Origin of the sequence: Parasutterella muris (genome assembly GCF_009767915.1) — a bacterium.
Lineage (GTDB): Bacteria > Pseudomonadota > Gammaproteobacteria > Burkholderiales > Burkholderiaceae_F > Parasutterella > Parasutterella muris.
The window spans coordinates 1-19,621 of record NZ_WSRP01000025.1; the positions used below are offsets into that span (position 1 = coordinate 1).

The following is a 19,621-nucleotide window of genomic DNA, read 5'->3' on the forward strand; positions in this document are numbered from 1 at the left end:
GGCGCCACCCTTGCAAGTAGAAACAAACATAGACCACCTCCAATAATGATCTAATTATAACATACCTACTACATATCCACAAGCGAATAATGAATAAAAAGGCAAAAAAACAGACCCCATGGCCGTTGACGACCAAGTGGTCAGTTAGAATCTGCCAAACTCAGGTATGAAGCTCAGCTCGTGTGCTTTTGATCTTTCAAGCTTTCATTAGAGATCGAAGGACATTAGCTAAAGTCTGAGTTTTTGCTGGTCCAAATCCAGCTGTTCCGAAAGGTTTTTTAGATCGATAAGCATGTCGTTGACGCTCATAAGCGTACTCTCAGGCACATCTGTCACTTCAGAAATCAATTCGATAGGCATCTTCGACTCATGCTGCAGCAGCTTTACTGCCTCCTCCATTCGGTACTTGACTAACCGCTTTTGCGCTTCCGCCCATCCTTCTATCCAGCCCATTATCCAGCCTTTCATCCAACCTTCCAGCCACGCCCTTTCATAAATATCCAACTCAATACCTGAACATTTTCTGCAGACGTCTTCTATGCTGTCACAGGAATTCTCTATTTCGCGCAGAACTTCGCTTTTCATTCTTGGAACCTCCTAAACAGGAGACCTTTCACGAACAAGAAAGATTTTTCTTAATTTCTCGGAGCTGCTCTATAGACAATCCGCTCACTTCAGCAATCGCTTCAAGTGACATCTGTCCGAGCCGAATCAACTTTGCAGCCACCTCCGTTTGAGCTTGTGCCCAACCTTCGGCCCAAGCTTCTTCAGCTATCTCCAGTTCAACACCTGAAAGTTCGCGGCCGCTTATTCCTGTTTCTTTAAATAAACGCATGCGTTCTGCCAGAGTATCTTTTTGCATTCTTTGAACCTTTTAATCCGAAAGGCGTCTAGGTCGGATGTGAAAGATTTTTCTTAATTTCTCGGAGTCGCTCTATGGGCAAGTCGACTACTTCAGCAATCGCTTCAAGCGGCATCTGCCCGAGTCGAATCAACTTTGCAGCCATCTCCGCTTGAACTTGTGCCCAACCTTCGGCCCGACCTTTGGCCCAAGCTTCTTCAGCCATCTCCAGTTCAATACCTGAAAGTTCACGCTCGCCTTCTCTTATCTCACGACGTAGACGATCTGACCATGTTTCTTTTTGCACTCTTTGGATCCCTTAAAGCGGAGAACGTCTAGACAGAAAGAGATAGATTCGACTTAATTTCTCGTAGCTGCTCTATAGGCAATCCGCTCACTTCCGCAATCGCTTCAAGTGACATCTGTCCGAGCAGAATCAACTTTGCGGCCATGTCCGTTTTAGCTTCTTCCAGACCTTCCTGCCGACCTTCTTCCAGACCTTCTTGCCGGCCTCCTTCCCAATTACTTTCAGCTATATCCAGTTCAATACCCGAAAGTTCGCGCTGGCCCATTTTTGTCTCTTTAAAGAGGCGCATGCGTTCTGCCAAAGTTTCGTTTTTCATCTCGTCAGCTCCTTTACAAGAAAAATCATGCATTAGTTTGCCGATAGGATCTTCACCGCGATATTCACCATTTACAAAAATTATATGCGTTCCATCTCTGAAATGAGTATTGTCCTGAACGCAGATCCTCTCAATTTGATACGCGGGCAATCCTTTTCTTTTGAAGTCTTTCTCTGTAATAAATATCACGTAACACTCATTCAGAGATGAAAAATCACTGTTCTTTTCCAAACTGTTCGTATCAAGCAGCGCAGAATGGTAACGTGCGCGCCTTTCCAAATTACTCGAAACGACGCGTTGAACCTCGATGTTGATGTGATTCCCTTGTTCATCCACGGCCAATGCATCGAGCCTCACTGTTCTTTTATCCAGTGCATTAAGGTTTTTCTGAACCTCGACTTTCTTGACTTTAACCAGCGGATACCCTAACTGCTTGAAAATTTCGTGAATCACAACCTCTATACATTGCGGTTGATCTTTGAAAAAAACTTCAAAAAAGATATCGTCCATCAGACGAACGTTTTCGATATATCTCCGGGCTGATTTTTTCATTTTTTATCCTTTTCGTTAGGTCTTAATTTTATCAGCTGAGGCAGAAGAAAGGAAGGGTAAATTATTTTTAATAAGCCCAATAAGATAGGACTTTAATAAAACTTACCCTCTGCTCCGGTAAGACAAAAAACGTCAAAACAGCATTTGTTTGTTCGCAGAGAAACAATCTCAGGACAAACCCAAGTGGACTGCTGAAACAGTCATAAAGTGGACTGCTCTTCAAAAAGATTGTTTTGGAAAATGAAGTCAATCTTAAGGAGACAAAAATGAAAACAGCAAAAATACCCAGCTTGCTTTTATTAAGCCTCAGTTTGTTTTCGCTTTCCGCTGTCGCCGCGGACACCCTGCCTGCAAAAGACCCGGTTAACACAAACCAGTGCTTCGGATGTCATGCCTCAGCAATTAAAACGCTTTCAACAAGAGGCGCCCACAAGAACGTCAACTGCGTCGCCTGCCATGACATTCCTAAGGAGCATATGAGCGCTCCAAGTAAAGAGAATCGGCCGACGACTCACTTTGAATACGCAGCATGCGGACAGTGCCACACTGAGCAGCACAAAGACATCATGGACCCGAAATATCACTATGAGTGGGCCCTGAAGAACACGCCGCCTACTTATGCTCAATTCCGAGAACTCACCGGCGACAACTCATTCCGTGATGTTCAGTTCAGGCTGCCGAGATTCCATTCCAGCATCGTGACCGACCTTGCCAACGTCCGTTCTGACGGAAGATATCAGTACAAAAAGTACACCGATCTTTCCAAGCCCGGCGCTCCGCTCTGGGAAGCACTCACTGACACCCGCCCCGAGGAAGGTGACAAGATCAAACCCTCCAAGACGCTTTCACTCACATGGCGTCCGCAAAAGGGCCGCGAAATCATGGGCCGCTCGGACTGCTTAAAGTGCAAGACGAATGACAACATGCTCGATTACGCATACCTCGGAAAGAGAGATCCGAAAGCGCCCTTAGCGTTCGACGATCCGGACCACAAGGTACTTAAGACTGTCAACAACAGCTTTAACTGTATTACCTGCCACGATCCTCACTCAGCTGAACCGCGCATTGTGTTCGATCATCTGATCGAGGCTATGTCTCATAAAGACTTTAAGGATTCCAACTATCAGAAAAACGTCGGCAAAACCGGTTACCCGAAGATTGAAGTCATCGAAATGGGTGTACGCGGATACCCGAGAAAGATTGCGATTCTTGATAAGGCAAACTCTAATTACATGTGCGGACAGTGCCATCAGGGCCACAACCGTTCGGAAACTTTCTACAAGGACAGCGACGGCTCTTTAGCGCATGAAAAGAACGCGATCGACAGAAACGGATGGTCCGTCGGTACGTATTTTGCCGGCAATCCGCTGGAGCGCTGGAATCTGGTTCGCGGCCTCGGTCTTTATAACGGAATCGATAAAGCGACCGGAGTTAAGACTGTTTCCACCGACCACTACCATATGGAAACTGTTGTTGCATCCAAGCACGGCCAAGCAGGCGTCGGATGTACAGACTGCCATTTCGCTAAGAAAGAAAACGGCACTCTCGAGCATCAGCCGAGTCTTCCGACCCTGAAGTATAAGAACACCTGCGCTCGTTCCGACTGCCATGGCAATCCGAACGGAGATAACTGGAGTGAAGGACAGGCCGCTTATATGGTCGCCACAATTCAGCAGCGCTACCGCATCCATAAGGAAAGATTAGAGCGCTACGGTTTGGCAGCTCGCGACCTCCTTATCAAGGCTAAAGTCGGTGAAGTTAAAATTCCGGACGACCAGTACAAGAAACTTCAGGACGCTTACAGTCTCTATCTGCACACCACCGGTTTCTACTTCTCTGATTACTCCAAAGGCGTACACGATCCTTCGGGATTTGAAGAAACATCTTCATACGTCATCAAGAACCTGAGAACGGCAACTGCAGAAGCTCAAAAAGCCGTAAAGTAAATCGATAACTCGTGTCGAGACCGGACGTTTGTCCGGTCTCATGCTTTTACAATTTCGATATGGCAAACAAAGTGCACCCGAGACTCGCTTCTCTGTCTTTAGACAGAAGCGAGAATTCAGAACCTCTGTCCGAGCAGCTTTACAAAGCGATATGCTCGCTCATTGAGTCCGGCAATCTGCTTGCAAATGATCCGCCGCCCTCCAGCAGGCAGCTTAGCGATCTGCTCGACGTATCCCGAAGCACGGTTTCGCATGTATACAAGCAGCTTACTGAAGAAGGTTTGATCAATTCGCGCAAAGGAAGCGGCACTTTTGTTTCCGAAACAGCAGACGCGCTCACCGAACTCTCTACTGACAGCGCAAATGCACACTCCCCTCTTCGTTTGGCCGAACTTCCAGCTTCTGCCAGAGTCGCTTCCGACGCAAGAAGTTTCAGCGTTCAGAAAAATCTGCCTTTTGCAGTTATCGCACCCGACCACGAAAGTCTGCCCGGGAAAAATTGGACCACTATTGTCAGCCGCATATCCAGAAGTCCCTGGCTGCACAACGGCTATTGTGAACCGGGCGGTTTCATGCCTTATAAGGAAGCCGTCGCAGACTATCTCCGCAGATTTCGCGGCATCTCCTGCAGCGCGGATCAGGTCATTGCGACAACCGGCATTCAGCAGGCGCTCGATTTATGCGCCTCTGTCCTCTTCAAAGCTTCGGACTTAGTGGCAGTCGAAGATCCTTACTTCCAGCCGCATGTGAACCTGCTTGAATTCCGCGGTTTGAAGCCCGTACCGATTCCCGTCACTCAGGACGGCATAGACACTGACCGCTTGGAAAAACACAGCGACATCAGAGGCGTACTTGTGACGCCGTGCCACCAATACCCGCTCGGTTATGTCTTCTCCTCCCAAACAAGGGAAAAGCTCCTGGACTGGGCCGCCAAAAACTCGGCTTGGATAATAGAAGACGATTACGACAGCGAACTGCGTTACGGCAAGAAACCACACCCGGCGCTCGCGTCTTTGGACCAAAATGAATGCTGTATCTATTTAGGCAGTTTCACAAAAGTCATTTATCCGGGCTTCAACATGGGTTATATGGTCGTACCAAAGCCGCTGATCCGAGTATTTGAAGGCGCGAAATTTTTGACAGACCGACACTCGAGCGAAGTTCATCAATGTATCTTGGCAGAATTCATTGAAAGAGGCTTCTACGATTCGCACGTCAGACGCCTTAAAACTATGTATGAAAAGCGCAGACAGGCTCTGGTCCGATCAATCGGCCGACTCCTTGGCCGCTATGGCAGTATTGAAGGGGAAAATGAAGGTACGCATGTGACATTCCTTTTTAACCACCCCGTCAACGACATTGAAATCTGCAGATTTCTTGACGAAAAGTATCGAATCGAAGCTCGTCCTCTTTCTGAGTGCTATCGACTGGCAAATTCTCGAAGCGGTCTTATCCTTGGCTATGCGCACTTCACGGAAGATGAGCTTCGGGAAGCGGTTTCAAGACTGCGGGACGGCTTGGAAGTGTTTTTTAATCGGTAAGAGAGGGAAAGATAATGCGAAAGGAATTAGTGAGAACCAAACAGACTCTGTCAGAAGAGAAAACTCAGGAAATACTCAGGGACGGCGTGTACGGAGTGCTTGCGCTGAACGGAGACGACGGATACCTCTACAGTGTGCCTCTGTCCTACATCCTTTATGACGGGAGCATTTATTTCCACGGATCGCCGCGCGGCTACAAGCATGACTGTTTTGCCAGAACAAAGAAAACGAGCTTTTCAGTTGTGGGACAAAGCGAAGTAGTCCCTAAGCTTCGCGCAAACAATTACAAAAGCGTAACGGTATGGGGAACGCTCAAACCAGTCACGGATCTAAATGAAAAACTGGAAGCCCTGCTCGCAATGGCGGACAAATACAGCAAAGGAGTCGAAGATAATGAGGAAGAAATTCAGCATTCACTTCAATATGTCTTTATGATGAAACTTGTGCCCGAATGCATCACCGGAAAAGAGGCTGACGAAGAGGTTCGCAGAACCGGCAAACTCGGCTAAGTACACAAGCGCTGCTTCGTAAATATCAAAGGCTCCGAAGCTTATTATCGCTGCGGAGCCTTCGCATTCCGCCGCCAGAACCCGTGGATGCGGCGGATTTGCGGAAAAATCAGATGTCTCGACTGTTAAGGTTTAGTCAACAACGTCCAGTGTATAAACATCGACCGTGTCAGGCTGAGCCATATCGGGTCTGACTTCACCCTGAATCTTTACCGGAGTGTTGGCGTTGACAACCTGACCGACAAAAACTTCATCGGGGATGTTGACGACAACTTCACCGGTCTTATCCTGGAAAACATATGTTTCACCGGCGATTCCTCTGACCAGGTTCCCGTCAAGTTCGACTAACTGGAACGGTGCCGCGTCTTCTTTGATTTCGCTGACCGTATGATCGACAGGGCCGCTTCCGTTGAACCAGCCGTTGTACTCATCATTTTCCATATTGTTAGCCTGTGCAGCTCCGCAGCTCAATGCGAAAGCACCGGCGAGAACGCATAGTAATTTGTTCATCTTCATAACTGTCTCCTTTATCAAGACAGTTTGAATTCTAATGGTTAATACCTATTTAAATTTGCAACATTTAACCTAATTTGGTTATTGTTGCAAATCATACAAACAGTTACATGAGCCGTCACAAAGGATGTGACACATGAAAAAGAACCACTAGTCGCCAGCTAAATCATTCCTATTGCTGCTGCGCCAAACAAAGTAAAACAGGACCGATGACACAAATCCCAGGAGCAAAGAAGGAAGCGCGCATTCGGACGCGATACCGCTCACGTCGATCGCGACTCCGCCTAAATAAGCTCCGATCGCGTTGGCGCCGTTGTAAGCGATCTGTCCCAAAGCGGCAATAATGACCTTGGCGTCGCCCGCCCCTTTAATCACCAGCGCTTGCATGGGACCTGCGATAAAGAAATACCCGAAAGCCGCAAGAGACATCATAAATATCGAAGTGATTTCATCGCGGGAAAGGAAATAAGCGCCGAGCGCTGCGAAAGCAATCAAAAGCTGACCAGAGAAGACGAGCGTCTCATCGTTAAAATGCTTTGTGAGCGGCGCCGATACGACATTGCCCACAAACATTGACAGGCCTGCCAGCGCAATCACCGGAGTCATCATCGAAGCAGGCAGTCCTGAGACTTTACTCATAATCGGATCGACATAAGAGTAATAAGCATAGAAGCCGCCGCTTCCGATCGCGATGCCGGCAAGAATGATCCACGGATGCGGATAACGAAGCGGCTGAATCAATTCCTTTAACGTTTTTTTCTGTACCGGAAGGCTTGACAGCCAGTAAATCAGCGCCGCAATTAAGAGAAGCGACAGCGCGGCAATCGTCATAAAAATAATCCGCCAGCTGAAGGCATATCCGATCCACGAGCCAAGCGGCACGCCGACGAGATTTGCGCTCGTCTGACCCAGCACCATCAGCGTAATATCACGCGCCGATTCGCCTTCTGCTGCGAGCCGCTGGGCGGCCACCGCGCCAAGCGCAAAGAAAATTCCGTGAGGAGAGCCGGAAATAAACCGTGCGGCAAGCATCATATAGTCGTTCTGAGCCAAGGCCGCCGACGCGTTGCCAACCAAAATTAAAACGGCCGCCGCAAGCAGCGTGTACTTTAGATTTACGCTGCGGGCAAAAACAAGCAGCACGATAATGCCAGCGCAGACGCCTGCGGCGTAAGCAGAAATATACAGACCCGCCTGAGGAATGGAGACATGCAGAGAATGAGCGACATCCGTCAGGACAGGAACAATGCCAAGTTCAGCCACACCTAGGCAGAATGTGCCGATGCACAGAGCTGCAATATGTTTATTAAGTTTCATAGAGGCTAAATCCTTTGTCAGTAACGATACTTTAAATATCGTTCGGGCTGCCTCTATAAAAATTCAGCCCAAATTCGGAAAGAATTCGGGCCTAAACCAAAAGGATAAAACCGAAGTTAAACTGCCGCCATCAACTCAACTTCCAAGCGATAGCCAAAGTGAAGTTCCTTTACCGGAACGACAACTCGGGCGGGTTTGTGCGCACCAAATCTTTCCGCGTAGAGCGCATTAATTTCCGGCCAGTCCTTCAGATCAGCAATGTAAATTCTGCAGTTAACCACTTGATTGAGATCACTGCCGCATTCGCTGAGGATTTTCTCAATCACATCAAACACAGCCTTGAACTGAGCCTTCACACTGTCTTCCGGTTTTACACCCATAGGCAGAATTCCGGAAAGATAAGCCGCACCGTTAAAAACGACGGCATGAGAATAGTGCCCGTTGGGGGCGGGAAGATCTGAAACAATTATTTCTTTCATAAAGAGAGCTCCTTAGGCTGCCAACCGTAAATACGGTTCCAAATAGCGTCAATTTTGCCGTCTTTGACAACGAAGTACTGAGGATGCTGAGCGGCCATCGCGCATGCATGATTCGGCAGAATACGAAGGCGAGTACCGACCGGGAAATCTTTCGGATCAATCAGAGAACCGTCGCGGCGAACAATGATGCCGTGTTCCTGATTGGCGGATCCGACAATCAGATCGTCATAGATCTTTCCGCTGATATCGCAGACAACGCCGTAGCCCTGGTCAACCGCCTGAGCGGAAGTCCCTCTGTCGCGCGACATGGACATCCATCCGCCGTCTGTGATAACCCAGCCTTTCTCTTTCTGATGTCCGATCACTTCAACCAGCAGAGAAAGCGCGATCTGCTCCTTCGTGCAGACGCCTAGTCCGGCCATAACCAAATCAAAAAGACAGTAAACGCCGCATCTCACCTCGGTGACGCCTTCCCAAGATTTAGCAAACACTGCGGTCGGCGTAGAACCGGCTGAAATGATGCGGCATTCAAAGCCTGCTTTTTTCAGTCGATCGGCGCAGCGCACCAGGGAGTCTCTTTCATTTTCCTGAGCTTTCTGACAGGCTTGCTCGCCGACACACTTATAGGAGTCTCCCGCATGCGTCAAAATACCGGCGAAATAAGCTTCGCCTTTGATCGCACGGGCAATTTCAATAAGATCATCCGAGTCGGGCTTAACACCGGAGCGATGGCCGTCGCAGTCGATTTCAATCAGCACTGGGCACGGAACTTTCTTCTGATCGCAGTATTGACTGAACATAACGGCCGTCTCGACATTATCGAGAATAACCTTTACATCGCAGCCCGCACTTCTGAGCGCAAGCACGCGATCAAATTTCCCAAGGCTGATGCCGACCGCGTAAATGAGATCATTAACGCCGTGCGCGAAAAAATACTCTGCTTCAGCAAGCGTGGAAACAGTGGCCGGACCTGAGGCAGAGGTCATCTGGGCCTTTGCGAAGTTGATGCTTTTACCTGTTTTTAAATGCGGCCGAAGCTGCACGCCAAGGCGGCTGCATTTGTCTTTCATAAATTCGCAGTTTGCCGTGAATTTATTCAAATCCAACAAAAGGGCCGGGGTCTGAATGGTATTGAGGTCCATAGATTTTTATCCTTCCGCACTTAGAAAAAAGGTCGGAAACTCCGGCCTCTCAGATAGTCCGTACAGCTATTGTACGGCTGTCTCTAGTCAATAGCGACTATTTGAACTTGTAGCCCTCTCGGATCAGCAGCTGCTGCCAGGGATAGGACTGAAGCTCATCCTGAATAAACTTGCCCGGGGTGCATTTAAACACCTGCTTGAACTGAATAATGAAGTACGTCAGGTTGTCGTAGCCGAGTTTGTAGCAGGCCTGTGTCGCGGGCAGCCCGTCCTCAATCATGAGACGGCGTGCTTCCGTGACTCGGCACCACTTTCTGAACTGTCCCGGCGGAACGCCCATCACTTCCTTGAAATAGTGGTGGTAGAGCGACGGTTTCAGATCAATCTGCTCAGAGATGACGCTTGGTTCCTGTTTATCGGCAATGTGATCCACAATGAGATCGGCCGCAATGCGAACCTTAGACTCCACTCTGTCAGGACGGAAGAGCTGCGAGAAAGAGGAACCCGCAGGCGTCATGAAGATGCGAAGGTAGAGGAAGCGCTTCATAAACTGACCCGCAATGCGTTCTTCAAGATCGGATTCGGCGAGCGCCGCAAGATCCTGGAATACCGTCAGCACATTGGCATCGGCCTTTGTGACAGTAAAGGCTTTCGTCGGCTGGTTCGTAATGAACTGGAAGTATTTCTCGTCCAAATATTCCAGCACATTTTCAATATCACTGACATCGATGTCGACCTCGATCGCAAGGAAAGGTTCCTTGCCCTCGGTGACATGTTCGTAGGAAAGCGGAATAGAAGTACCGGCAAGGAACAGATCGCCGGGCCCGTAAACTTTCTCTTCACCGCAGAAGAGAAGTTTCAGACCTCCGGAGACGATCAGAAAAACGGCGGCTTTTGTAATAAGAGAACCAAATTTTCTGGTTCCGTACTCATCACCTTCTTCCCAACGTATAAAGTGAACCCCTTCGAGTTCTTTTGCACATTTGCTGTCGATGTCGGTAATGGCCAATAGCTGTTTCTTAATATCGGACAAAACGCAATCTGGCTTCCTGGATAGCTTCATGGCTTTACCTCTGATGATTTTAATTGTTTTAAGTATAGTCTGTTTACATGCGGAAAGATACTAATTAATGACAAAAGACAGTATAACCTCTTAAAAAAACTGTATTTTTTTACCTTCAAACAATTCGATTCCGATTTATTTATAAAAAACAATTACCCAATTTTTGAAAACTTATTAATACCAAATTTTTAATACAACTAACCTAACAAATTGCTATTTGTTCGTAGAATCGGTGATTTTTATTAAGTTTCTCCTAAAAAGATAACTCTCTCTTTACTAATTCTGCTTGTCCATAATGAATATAGGGGTGTTTATCTAAAAGTGATCTGACGGTCCCGTCAGCAATTTAGGCGATGATGGCGTTTAGCCGTCTTTGATTTTTTCTTTAAAGCAGGGAAAATCATCAGCCCAAAGAAGAGCTGATCGCCTTTGTATTACTGTTTCTTTGAGCGGCGGTCTTGCCGGGCTTCTTAGGGTCATTAACTTTAACCCGTCTAGCCGGTCAATTAAGTTTTGCATCGACTGTTTGTTCAGCCGCTTGTACAAGTGAGCTCTTGCTCTCAGTCCTTATGCGCAAGACTTTCGTCCTCAGGATTGGGCTTCAGCGGCTCTTTCACTTGTTCAATCTGCAGTACAAATCAAATGGGCTTCAGTTTAATTCTGACTGTTTTTTTGAACAGATTTCAATGGCAAACCAACTAAAAAATTTGAAAAGTGCAATTTTCGGCTTTTTTTTATTGAAAAGTGTAGTTTTGATACCTGTTTTTCTATTGAAAAGTGTATTTTTATTGCTTCTTTTTATTTGAACCCTGCCCTCAATAGAGAACCCTTGTTGACATGTTGTTTAGGAAACTAGAGAAAAAAGTTGCTGACTCTTTGAAAAACAGCGACAAAATATTGATACTCACTGGTGCCAGGCAAATAGGAAAATCATTTCTTATACGACACGTAGGGAAAAGCTTTTTAAAAATTTTATCGAGATTAATTTAGTCGAAGACTCAGCGGGTAACAGGCTCGTTGGCAAAGTTAAAACAACTCAGGACTTTTATCTCACCTTAGCTTCTCTTGCCGGGACATCATTTGGCACGCGCGATGACACTCTAATTTTTTTAGATGAAATTCAGCAATATCCGGAACTTTTAACTCTTTTAAAATTCCTCAGAAAGGAAGGTCGCTTCCGCTATGTTGCAAGCGGGTCACTTCTTGGAATCACTCTGAAGAAATCAACGTCAATACCTTTAGGCTCCATTGAAATCGTCAGGATGTATCAGCTTGATTTTGAAGAGTTTTTAATTGCCAATAGTATAAACAGCACCGTTATTGAATACCTACGGGAATGCCTAATTACGGAACGGAGTCCGATATCTTCAATTCATGAGCGTCTCTTGGATCTATTCAAAAAATACTTGCTGGTCGGAGGAATGCCTGACGCAGTTCATGAATTCCTAGAATCACAGAACATTGTGAAAATCAGAGATATTCAAAATGCAATTCATGAGCTGTATGAATTGGATGCAGGGAAATACGACGAGGAACACCGCCTAAAAATTAAACGCATTTATGAAATGATCCCGTCAAACATGGAAAACAAAAAGAAACGACTCTTTTTTAATGCTATTGAAGGGAAAAAGGCAAGAGCTTCAAATTTCTTAGAAGAAATAGATTATTTGACGAACTCCGGAATATCTTTGGAAGTCCAGTCAAATACAGATCCTACATTCCCACTTATACAATCGAGCCGAAAAATCTCTTGAAGCTTTACTTAAATGATGTGGGAATCTTAACTTCTGTTTTATACAAAAATAACATCAATGCAATCTTAGGTGATGCAAACAGTATCAGCCTCGGCTCTGTTTACGAATCTACGCTTGCCATGCAGCTTGCCTCCCTTGGTCACAGCCTGTTTTATTATGACAATCGACACAAAGGAGAAGTAGACTTCCTGATTGATGATTACAACAATCTGACCGTTGTCCCCATCGAAGTAAAATCCGGCAAAGACTATACGATCCACAGTGCTTTAAACTCATTGCTTAACAATGCCCACAGCCGAATCAGAATGGGAATTGTTCTGTCTAACTCAGGCGAGATTAAGCGGGACGGGAAGATCCTGTACTTACCGGTGTATATGGCAATGCTGCTGAAGTTGTCTGGAGAAGAACCTAAGAAAATCACATTGTAAGAATCCCGCGTGCGATCCTCTTAATTCAGATTTTGGATCATCGCTGTTCAGCAATTTTTAACAATATGACATCGGGCTCAGTGTAAAAACAAGATCATGTCCCTCTGTCTCTACGGAAAAATATTCAAAGCAGAGCTGGAGAGGAGTAAAAGCTACTCAGTTGATCGGAAAACTGCCCGAGTTGTTTTCTGTTTTTGCGGTTTTGGTCAAGAAAAAAGGCCGGCGAGCTGATTAAAACTCGTCGACCCTATTTAGACAGCGGTCAAATTAGAAGCGATAGGTCACAGAGGCGCCTGCCATCCATGCGTTCATCTTTTCGAATTTGCCGATCTTCTGTCCGGAGTGATTGTAGAGATCGCGATCGCCGATACCGCGGATGTGGCCGTAAGCGGCATCAATCTGCCAGTTAGCAGTCGGTTTCCAAGAGAAGCCGCATGTCAGCCAGAGACGGCTGGTATCCGGAATCAGAGCGGTACGAAGTTCCTGATGTTTAATCGGGTTGGTTTCATAAGCGATACCGCCGCGAATCGTCCACTGCTCATTGATGTCGTAGTCAGCGCCCAAAGAGAAGAGCCAAACGGACTTCCAATTGTTTTCAAGAGGCATGTGGCTCAGTCTGCCCATGATCGCAGCGCCGGCAACGGGATTAGAACCTGCCGCAAACTGCCCCAGAGGGGTAAAGGAAAGATTGTCCGGATCATCCATGGTGAAATCCATGGTATCGAAATTCTTCCAGTTGGCCCAGCGCGCTAAGGCGGAAAGACGGAGGCTTTGAACTGGTTTCCAAGTACCGGTGATGTACACGGTTTCCGGAGTTTCGAGTTTGCCCTTGCCGCTTCCGGTACCGTTGGCTAAACCATTTCCGCGGATTGTGTAATCGCCGCGTGCGGTCACATGAGCGGCGGAGCGATAAGAAAGACCAAAGCGCAGATCTTCCGTCGGCGAGAACATCATGCCGAGGTTATAAGTAAACATCCAGTCACTGCCTTTGTACTCAAACTCGCCGCCGAGAGGCACAGTCATTCCCCCCATAGAAAGACTTCCGGGAAGGCCGTTCTTAAGTTTTGAGTGAGTGTACAGAGCGGAAACACCGAAGCCGAAACTAAACATTTCGTTGGCTTTCCAAGCGATATTCGGGTTGATGTCGACTGTGATGATAGAACCGCTGATACCGCGTTCCCTTGCGCTCCAGTCGTTGCCGTAGCGAATCTTCATGCCGTAGGGCGAGGTAATGCCAAGACCGGCCCAAAGAGAATCATTAATCTGATAGGTAATGAAGGTGGCCGGTACCGCTGTGGGCTTATCGCGACCGTTTTCTGTTGAACCATCAAGGCCTTTGTAGTCAATATCGAGGGCGACGTATGTGCCCGCAACCTGCATCTGCAGTCCGGGAAGAAGCGTCATACCGGCGGCGTTGTAATGCACGGCAGAAAGGTCGTCTCCGACAATACCTGCACCGGCGTGAGAACGGCCCATACCGGCAACGCTCTGCTCAGTCAGCTGAAAGCCTGCAGCGTTCGCAGCGGATGAAAAACTTAATGCTGCGCAGCAGGATAAAAAGACACAGCTCAGACGGGTATTCAGTTTATTTTTTACGATCATACGAAGAAAAAAATACAAAATTAAATGGGATGCAAGCATTCTGAAGAAGTATTGGTGAATAAAACGAGCGATTTTTTAGGTAGTTTCCCTAATTATTAAGCGTGCTCTAAGTTTATTCGCAACTACTGTTATCTCCTGCTCAGAAGCTTATTTTTTAATTTGAGGCATTTTTTCCCTACACGGCGGCTTTATGCGTCCCGCTCATACGAAAAAATCTGTATTTCTTTGCGTTTGTCTGCCCAAATCGAAAAAAAGCAAAAAAAATTATTTAATTTTTAAGCTACAATCCACTCGAAGACTAAGCCGCAACTCTTGAGAAAAGAGTTAATTCCACCGTTTCGGTCTCATTCGTCTTTTCATATTCCTTACCCGACCGAAACCCTTCAGGCGCTTCTTGCGAACTTTGAGGTTCTTTTATGGAATTTTGCGGTTACTTTCTATTCGTTATTTATGGAAACTAAGAGAACACGTCGCACATTCGACCCGGCATTTAAAGTTGAAGCGGCCAAAAGAGTCGTTATCGGTCATGAAAAACCGGCTGTCGTCGCTGCCGAACTTGGCGTAAACGTCGTAAGCCTGTATCAGTGGGTCAAAGAATTAGAGAAACATAAAGCGGCCATGCAGAATAAAGAAGGCCAAGCCGCTGAGAACTCGGTCCGGCCCGCTGAGAGTGTTAATCCCGTCGCTGCGTCGGAAAAACCCGCAGAGCCCCCTGCACAGACTATCAGTGAAGCCCCGACAGACGCACCTCAGGTCAATACTGCTCCGACTCAGGTCAATACCGCTCCGATGCAGGAAAGACCAAGACTGCGCCTTCCGAGAAAAAGACACGAATCAGTCGAAACAGAAGCTCCAGCCGTACAGATTGAAACCAAGCCCGCTCCTGACACACAAATTCCTACTGCTTCGCTGACAGAACCCGAAACAGTGCAGACACAGAATGCCGAACCAGCAGTTCCTGAGGAATACAACCCGCACGAATCTCGCCAGACCAACAAATTTAACCGCGGCAACCGCAAAGATCGCCAAAGAGACCGCCGCAAAGACAACGCTCAATACGCGTCTCAGCGTCAGCAGCAAATGAATTTCGAAGCGGAAGACGAGTCTGGCCAAACCGCAGCACCAGTTCAGGAAGAAATCGACAGCCGCTGGCCTCAGCCGAGCGCCGCACAGGGCAGACACTGGAAAGTGATGCACGCGCTTGATCAGCGTCCGAACTACAGAGCTGAAAGCGAAGCATACGGATACTGCGATGAATTCGATCTGCCCGCGCAGAATCTTCCCGAAGTCTGGTCAATCCTTGACCAAATGCAGAAAATCGCCGATCGAAGAGCTTTTGACAACATGGTTCACAGCAAGGAACTCAACGTTCCGCCCGAGGTTCTCGCCGATCCTCGAATCATGACGGTCCAGGGCCCGAATATCCCGAATAAGCCTTGGCTCAGAAAACCGCGCCTTAACCCGATCGCCGAAGAATTCTTCCAAACAACACCGGATTACCTGAAGTCCGTTTACGAAACTTACGGCGGCCTGGTCATCCGACTCGGCAAATACAGCAGCGGCACTCCGATTCTCCTGATTGAAAAAGCCCCTGAAGGCGGCCGCAATATCACGATCAACTTCACGAAATTCGATCGCTTTGTGGATGACTTCTACGGAAACTTTGTGAGCGACTGCAAGAAGATCATGATGAAGCTCAATCCGAAAGAGTACCCGAGCCTGAACGCGTTTATCCGTGTCCCGGATGAACCGATGTGGAATCCGAAACTTTGGGCCGGCATCCGTACCTTCAATTGGAGAGACGATGAAACGCTTCCTGAGGCTTGGATTCGTTATGCGTCTTCACTCAAGCGTTCTCAGAAAAAGCGCTACGTACCTGAATACTAATTCAGAGCATTAATAGGCAAAACCTTCCGAAAACGGAAGGTTTTGCTTTATTTAGAGGGCGATGTCTTATTCAGAGGTGTTTTCTTCTCTGAAATAACGCCCGCTTTTTCCCGCCACATCGCAAGCCAGCCTTTTAAAGGCATCGAGTCTTCGATATCAACGGTTAATTTATAAGTGCCGTCGGGCAGTTCCTCAATGAGCTGATCTCTTTTAAACGGAGTCTCGCGAAGATTAACGGCTGTCTGTTTGTTGGTAAAAATCAGTTCCAGCCGAACCATCTCGGAACGCCCGTAATTGAAAGGCCCGGCGTCCACATAACGGCGTAAATCAAACCCCTTGGACTCTTCAGCCGCAAAATCCGTGAGTTTTGCGCTTCGAATACGATGAAGCGCAAAATTTCTAATCTGAGTCGTGTCGTCATAGCAGCATACTAAATAGAGACGTACGTCCTGCTGCACAAGACCAAGCGGCGAGATTCGGCGCTCGAACTCTTCGCCTTCACTCGTGCTGTAAAGCACATCAAGTTTTTTCTGCTTAAACAAAGCCTCAGATACCGTATTAAAAATCTTCGGACGGATCAGAGGCGGAAGCTGCGGCAGCGTCCCGCTCACAAAACAGACTTTGCTGAGCCACTGTTTCTCCGGAGCGGATTTACTGTTTTCCGTCATAAAGCGCTCTGCGGCATCAAACAGATAGGACATGGAATTTGTCAGATCGGGCGGCATTTGATAGCGCAAATGCTCACGCGCCAAAAGCAGAAGAAGAGATCCGTCAGCACCGATACCGACACGGTCCAGATCATTCGTACTGAGGGTTCGACGATAGCCGAACGGAATCGACTTTTTATCGCACTCAACGCCCATATCCCCTTCAGTGAGCGCCTTTAAGTAACGCTGCAGCGACCTGCGGTGCATCTTAAAGCCGGCCGCGGTCAGCTGCTCATAAATCTCGGAAGTCGTAATTTTGCGATTCAGAGGAATTCGCTTTAAAACGTTAAGAAGAAGCTTCGCTTCATTCAAAGAAGTCGATTCACGCACAGCGTCGGATCCTAAAAATTGCACGAAAGAAGAGCTGCATTTTAAAAAATCTCTCTTCCGAAAACCGAAAGAGAGATTTGCGTCAGACAAAGATGGGATTACTTCTTCATCAGGTTCAGTTTGCGGACAATCTCTTCCTGACTGTCATACGCCTTCTCTCCCTTCTTCGGGTTGAGCTTGGTGTAGGAACCGTCGGAATGCATTACCCACGCGTGAATATTGTCTTTGAGCTGCGGCTCAATAATCTGGTTCATGATGTTCTTGCGCAGACGCTCTTCAAGAATCGGTGTCAGAACCTCGATTCTGCCGTTGAGGTTGCGGGTCATCAGGTCAGCACTGCCGAAGTACATTTCCTCTTCGCCGTTATTGTGGAAGTAGTACACGCGGGCATGCTCAAGCAGCCGTCCGACAATCGAACGAACGGTAATCGTCTCGGATACGCCGGGGACTCCGGGACGAAGACTGCAGATGCCGCGGACGATACACTCAACTTTCACGCCTGCCCTGCTTGCTTCATACAGGACCTTCACCATTTCAAAGTCAACCAGCTGGTTGCACTTAATGATGATGTGACCGTTGCCGTGCTTCTTGTGCTGCTCAATCTCACGCTGAATCAGCGCGGTGATCTGCGGACGAAGCGTGTGCGGAGAAACTAAAAGTTCACGATACTTCTTCACAAGGCCGTATCCGGTCATGACGTTGAACAAATCCTGAACGTCATCATTAATGGCCTTATTCGACGTAAAGAGTCCAAGGTCGGTGTAGATCTTCGCGGATGCGGCGTTGTAGTTGCCGGAGCCGATGTGGGTGTAGCGCGCCAGTTTGTCTTTTTCACGGCGAACAACAAAACAGAGCTTCGCGTGAATCTTCAGGCCGGCAAAACCGTAAACCACGTTCACGCCGTTGCGTTCCATCTCTTCGGCCCAGTTGATGTTCTGCTCTTCGTCAAAACGGGCTTTGAGCTCAACCACCGCAGTCACCTGTTTGCCGCGGCGGCGCGCTTCGAGCAGATACTTGGCGACCGGAGAATCGCTTCCTGCGCGATACAGCGTCTGCTTAATCGCGACAACGTTCGGATCACGAGCAGCCTGCTTCAAAAATTCAAGCACGCAGTTGAAAGAGTCATACGGATGGTAGACCATGATGTCATGCTTGCGGATCTCGTCAAAGCAGCAGTGGTCCGAGTCAAACGCCTTGAGCATCTTCGGATGGTCGGCAGGATATTTGAGCGAGGGACGATCCTCTTTCATCAGACGGCCGAATTCAGAGAACGCGAGCGGAATTCTGCAGCGATAAACCTGGCTCGGAAGCATGTCCAGATGAGAGTAAAGGAAGTCCTGCAAACGCTGCGGCATGCCGCGCTCAATCTCAAGACGAACCACAGAGCCGAAACGGCGCTGTTCAACATAGTCACGAACCGCTGACAGCAGATCGTCGGCTTCATCTTCTTCGATCTCGCCGTCCGTGTTGCGGGTGATTCGGAAAAGGCCCTGGCTGGTGACCTTGTATCCCGGGAAAAGCGTGTCCAGACAGTTCCCGATTAAATCTTCAGAAAGAACAATCACGCCGTCGGAGGTCGCGTACGACAGATCCGGCGTCACAGAGTTGTCTTTATTGGAAACAAAAAGGAAGCGCGGCACGTTGTTCGGGCACTTCAGACGCGCAAAACGTGTTTTCACCGGAGCGTTCGGAGTCGTCGCCTGAAGTTCCATCACAAAGTTCAGACTGGTGTTGGAAATCATCGGGAAAGGACGACCCTTGTCGACTGCCTGAGGCGTCAGCACCGGAAGAATATCTTCGTTGAAAAAAAGATTCAGCGTTTCTTTCTGCGCCGCAGGAAGCGTCGAATACTTAACAATGCGAATATTGTTCTTATCAAGAGCGGGCTTCAGGGTATTGATCCAGAGATTTTCCGCAACCTCAACAATTTCCGAAACTTTTCTGCGGATTTCAGACATCTGCTTGGCGGGCGCCATCTTATCCGGACCTGTCGGCTCTGCACCCATGCGTGCCTGTCTCTGCACGTTCATCACGCGAACCATGAAGAATTCGTCGAGATTGTTGAAGAAAATCGAAAGGAAAAGAACTCTGTTGAGCAGAGGAATGGACGGGTCCATCGCGGTCTCAAGCACCTTGCGGTCGAACTCAATCCAGCTGATATCTCGGTTAATGTAGAGAGAGGGATCATCAAGCGAGATGGGGGCGGACGCAGCTGCCGGCTCTGCCGCTGCGGATACAGCCGCCGGACGACGGGTGCGCCGCGCGGGAGCGGCCTTCTTCACTGTCGAGGCGGGGGTTTTCTCTGTTTTCTGCTCAGTCGCTTCAGACTGATTTGTCTTTTCCATTGCCATAATTTTTTTAAACATCTGTTACGAAAAAAAGTCAAT

At 47.9% G+C, this 19,621-nt stretch carries 18 protein-coding genes; 6 read left to right on the forward strand and 12 right to left on the reverse strand.

The genetic code is table 11. From position 1 onward, the window contains the following. Window positions 1-228: 228 nt before the first annotated feature. Genes E5987_RS08385 through E5987_RS08400 form a run of 4 tightly spaced genes read right to left on the reverse strand, consistent with a single transcriptional unit; the run spans window position 229 to window position 2,016 of the window. Window positions 229-585, reverse strand: coding sequence for a hypothetical protein (locus E5987_RS08385; protein WP_160335644.1), 357 nt, complete (start codon window positions 583-585; stop codon window positions 229-231). 28 nt (window positions 586-613) lie between these two features. Next, on the reverse strand, window positions 614-862 hold the full coding sequence (locus E5987_RS08390; protein ID WP_160335645.1) for a hypothetical protein: 249 nt from the start codon (window positions 860-862) through the stop codon (window positions 614-616). Window positions 863-890: 28 nt separating this feature from the next. Continuing rightward, window positions 891-1,148, reverse strand: coding sequence for a hypothetical protein (locus tag E5987_RS08395; protein WP_160335646.1), 258 nt, complete (start codon window positions 1,146-1,148; stop codon window positions 891-893). 28 nt (window positions 1,149-1,176) lie between these two features. After that, a complete protein-coding gene (locus tag E5987_RS08400; protein WP_160335647.1) occupies window positions 1,177-2,016 on the reverse strand; it encodes a PD-(D/E)XK nuclease family transposase in 840 nt (279 codons plus the stop codon). 266 nt (window positions 2,017-2,282) lie between these two features. On the opposite strand from E5987_RS08400, the gene E5987_RS08405 reads away from it, so the two are divergent. Genes E5987_RS08405 through E5987_RS08415 form a run of 3 tightly spaced genes read left to right on the forward strand, consistent with a single transcriptional unit; the run spans window position 2,283 to window position 6,012 of the window. After that, window positions 2,283-3,962 carry an ammonia-forming cytochrome c nitrite reductase subunit c552 gene (locus tag E5987_RS08405; protein ID WP_160335648.1) on the forward strand — a complete coding sequence of 560 codons (1,680 nt, stop codon included), beginning with the start codon at window positions 2,283-2,285 and terminating at the stop codon, window positions 3,960-3,962. Window positions 3,963-4,021: 59 nt separating this feature from the next. Then, window positions 4,022-5,503 (forward strand): MocR-like pyridoxine biosynthesis transcription factor PdxR, encoded by a 1,482-nt coding sequence (gene pdxR / locus E5987_RS08410; RefSeq protein WP_160335649.1) that lies wholly within the window; start codon window positions 4,022-4,024, stop codon window positions 5,501-5,503. 14 nt (window positions 5,504-5,517) lie between these two features. Further along, window positions 5,518-6,012, forward strand: coding sequence for a pyridoxamine 5'-phosphate oxidase family protein (locus E5987_RS08415; protein ID WP_160335650.1), 495 nt, complete (start codon window positions 5,518-5,520; stop codon window positions 6,010-6,012). Window positions 6,013-6,144: 132 nt separating this feature from the next. On the opposite strand, the gene E5987_RS08420 is transcribed toward E5987_RS08415, so the two are convergent. The 5 genes from E5987_RS08420 to E5987_RS08440 all read right to left on the reverse strand — a co-directional run bounded on the left by E5987_RS08420 (window position 6,145) and on the right by E5987_RS08440 (window position 10,496). Next, entirely contained in the window at window positions 6,145-6,528 is a 384-nt protein-coding gene (locus tag E5987_RS08420) for a YgiW/YdeI family stress tolerance OB fold protein (RefSeq protein WP_160335651.1), read from the reverse strand. A gap of 147 nt (window positions 6,529-6,675) precedes the next feature. Next, window positions 6,676-7,842 (reverse strand): MFS transporter, encoded by a 1,167-nt coding sequence (locus tag E5987_RS08425; protein ID WP_160335652.1) that lies wholly within the window; start codon window positions 7,840-7,842, stop codon window positions 6,676-6,678. Window positions 7,843-7,958: 116 nt separating this feature from the next. After that, a complete protein-coding gene (locus tag E5987_RS08430) occupies window positions 7,959-8,321 on the reverse strand; it encodes a RidA family protein (protein WP_160335653.1) in 363 nt (120 codons plus the stop codon). Then, window positions 8,318-9,463 (reverse strand): alanine racemase, encoded by a 1,146-nt coding sequence (locus E5987_RS08435; protein WP_160335654.1) that lies wholly within the window; start codon window positions 9,461-9,463, stop codon window positions 8,318-8,320. Before E5987_RS08435 ends, E5987_RS08430 begins: the two co-directional genes overlap by 4 nt. A gap of 97 nt (window positions 9,464-9,560) precedes the next feature. Continuing rightward, a complete protein-coding gene (locus E5987_RS08440) occupies window positions 9,561-10,496 on the reverse strand; it encodes a helix-turn-helix domain-containing protein (RefSeq protein ID WP_160335655.1) in 936 nt (311 codons plus the stop codon). Window positions 10,497-11,500: 1,004 nt separating this feature from the next. On the opposite strand from E5987_RS08440, the gene E5987_RS13290 reads away from it, so the two are divergent. Together E5987_RS13290 and E5987_RS12945 are read left to right on the forward strand one after the other, a co-directional pair. Further along, window positions 11,501-12,280, forward strand: a complete 780-nt coding sequence (locus E5987_RS13290) for an AAA family ATPase (protein ID WP_277612572.1) — start codon at window positions 11,501-11,503, stop codon at window positions 12,278-12,280. After that, window positions 12,277-12,708: a DUF4143 domain-containing protein gene (locus tag E5987_RS12945; RefSeq protein WP_202074593.1), complete on the forward strand. Its 432-nt coding sequence runs from the start codon at window positions 12,277-12,279 to the stop codon at window positions 12,706-12,708. The genes E5987_RS13290 and E5987_RS12945 overlap by 4 nt, the downstream gene beginning before the upstream one ends. 267 nt (window positions 12,709-12,975) lie before the next feature. On the opposite strand, the gene E5987_RS08450 is transcribed toward E5987_RS12945, so the two are convergent. Beyond that, window positions 12,976-14,310 carry an OmpP1/FadL family transporter gene (locus tag E5987_RS08450; RefSeq protein ID WP_160335656.1) on the reverse strand — a complete coding sequence of 445 codons (1,335 nt, stop codon included), beginning with the start codon at window positions 14,308-14,310 and terminating at the stop codon, window positions 12,976-12,978. 450 nt (window positions 14,311-14,760) lie between these two features. On the opposite strand from E5987_RS08450, the gene E5987_RS08455 reads away from it, so the two are divergent. After that, entirely contained in the window at window positions 14,761-16,197 is a 1,437-nt protein-coding gene (locus E5987_RS08455; protein WP_160335657.1) for a transposase, read from the forward strand. Between the two features lie 47 nt (window positions 16,198-16,244). On the opposite strand, the gene E5987_RS08460 is transcribed toward E5987_RS08455, so the two are convergent. Both E5987_RS08460 and ppk1 read right to left on the reverse strand, forming a co-directional pair. After that, window positions 16,245-17,258 (reverse strand): helix-turn-helix transcriptional regulator, encoded by a 1,014-nt coding sequence (locus E5987_RS08460; RefSeq protein WP_338143621.1) that lies wholly within the window; start codon window positions 17,256-17,258, stop codon window positions 16,245-16,247. Between the two features lie 74 nt (window positions 17,259-17,332). Further along, complete coding sequence (ppk1, locus tag E5987_RS08465; protein ID WP_237178778.1) at window positions 17,333-19,579, reverse strand: polyphosphate kinase 1; 2,247 nt, start codon at window positions 19,577-19,579, stop codon at window positions 17,333-17,335. Window positions 19,580-19,621: the final 42 nt, after the last annotated feature.

What these genes read in the sequence shown, in the direction of transcription:
- E5987_RS08385 (WP_160335644.1), bottom strand. Translation starts at nt 585, where the DNA reads ATGAAAAGCGAAGTTCTGCGCGAAATAGAGAATTCCTGTGACAGCATA.
- E5987_RS08390 (WP_160335645.1), bottom strand. Translation starts at nt 862, where the DNA reads ATGCAAAAAGATACTCTGGCAGAACGCATGCGTTTATTTAAAGAAACA.
- E5987_RS08400 (WP_160335647.1), bottom strand. Translation starts at nt 2,016, where the DNA reads ATGAAAAAATCAGCCCGGAGATATATCGAAAACGTTCGTCTGATGGAC.
- E5987_RS08405 (WP_160335648.1), top strand. Translation starts at nt 2,283, where the DNA reads ATGAAAACAGCAAAAATACCCAGCTTGCTTTTATTAAGCCTCAGTTTG.
- pdxR (WP_160335649.1), top strand. Translation starts at nt 4,022, where the DNA reads ATGGCAAACAAAGTGCACCCGAGACTCGCTTCTCTGTCTTTAGACAGA.
- E5987_RS08415 (WP_160335650.1), top strand. Translation starts at nt 5,518, where the DNA reads ATGCGAAAGGAATTAGTGAGAACCAAACAGACTCTGTCAGAAGAGAAA.
- E5987_RS08420 (WP_160335651.1), bottom strand. Translation starts at nt 6,528, where the DNA reads ATGAAGATGAACAAATTACTATGCGTTCTCGCCGGTGCTTTCGCATTG.
- E5987_RS08425 (WP_160335652.1), bottom strand. Translation starts at nt 7,842, where the DNA reads ATGAAACTTAATAAACATATTGCAGCTCTGTGCATCGGCACATTCTGC.
- E5987_RS08430 (WP_160335653.1), bottom strand. Translation starts at nt 8,321, where the DNA reads ATGAAAGAAATAATTGTTTCAGATCTTCCCGCCCCCAACGGGCACTAT.
- E5987_RS08435 (WP_160335654.1), bottom strand. Translation starts at nt 9,463, where the DNA reads ATGGACCTCAATACCATTCAGACCCCGGCCCTTTTGTTGGATTTGAAT.
- E5987_RS08450 (WP_160335656.1), bottom strand. Translation starts at nt 14,310, where the DNA reads ATGATCGTAAAAAATAAACTGAATACCCGTCTGAGCTGTGTCTTTTTA.
- E5987_RS08455 (WP_160335657.1), top strand. Translation starts at nt 14,761, where the DNA reads ATGGAAACTAAGAGAACACGTCGCACATTCGACCCGGCATTTAAAGTT.
- ppk1 (WP_237178778.1), bottom strand. Translation starts at nt 19,579, where the DNA reads ATGGAAAAGACAAATCAGTCTGAAGCGACTGAGCAGAAAACAGAGAAA.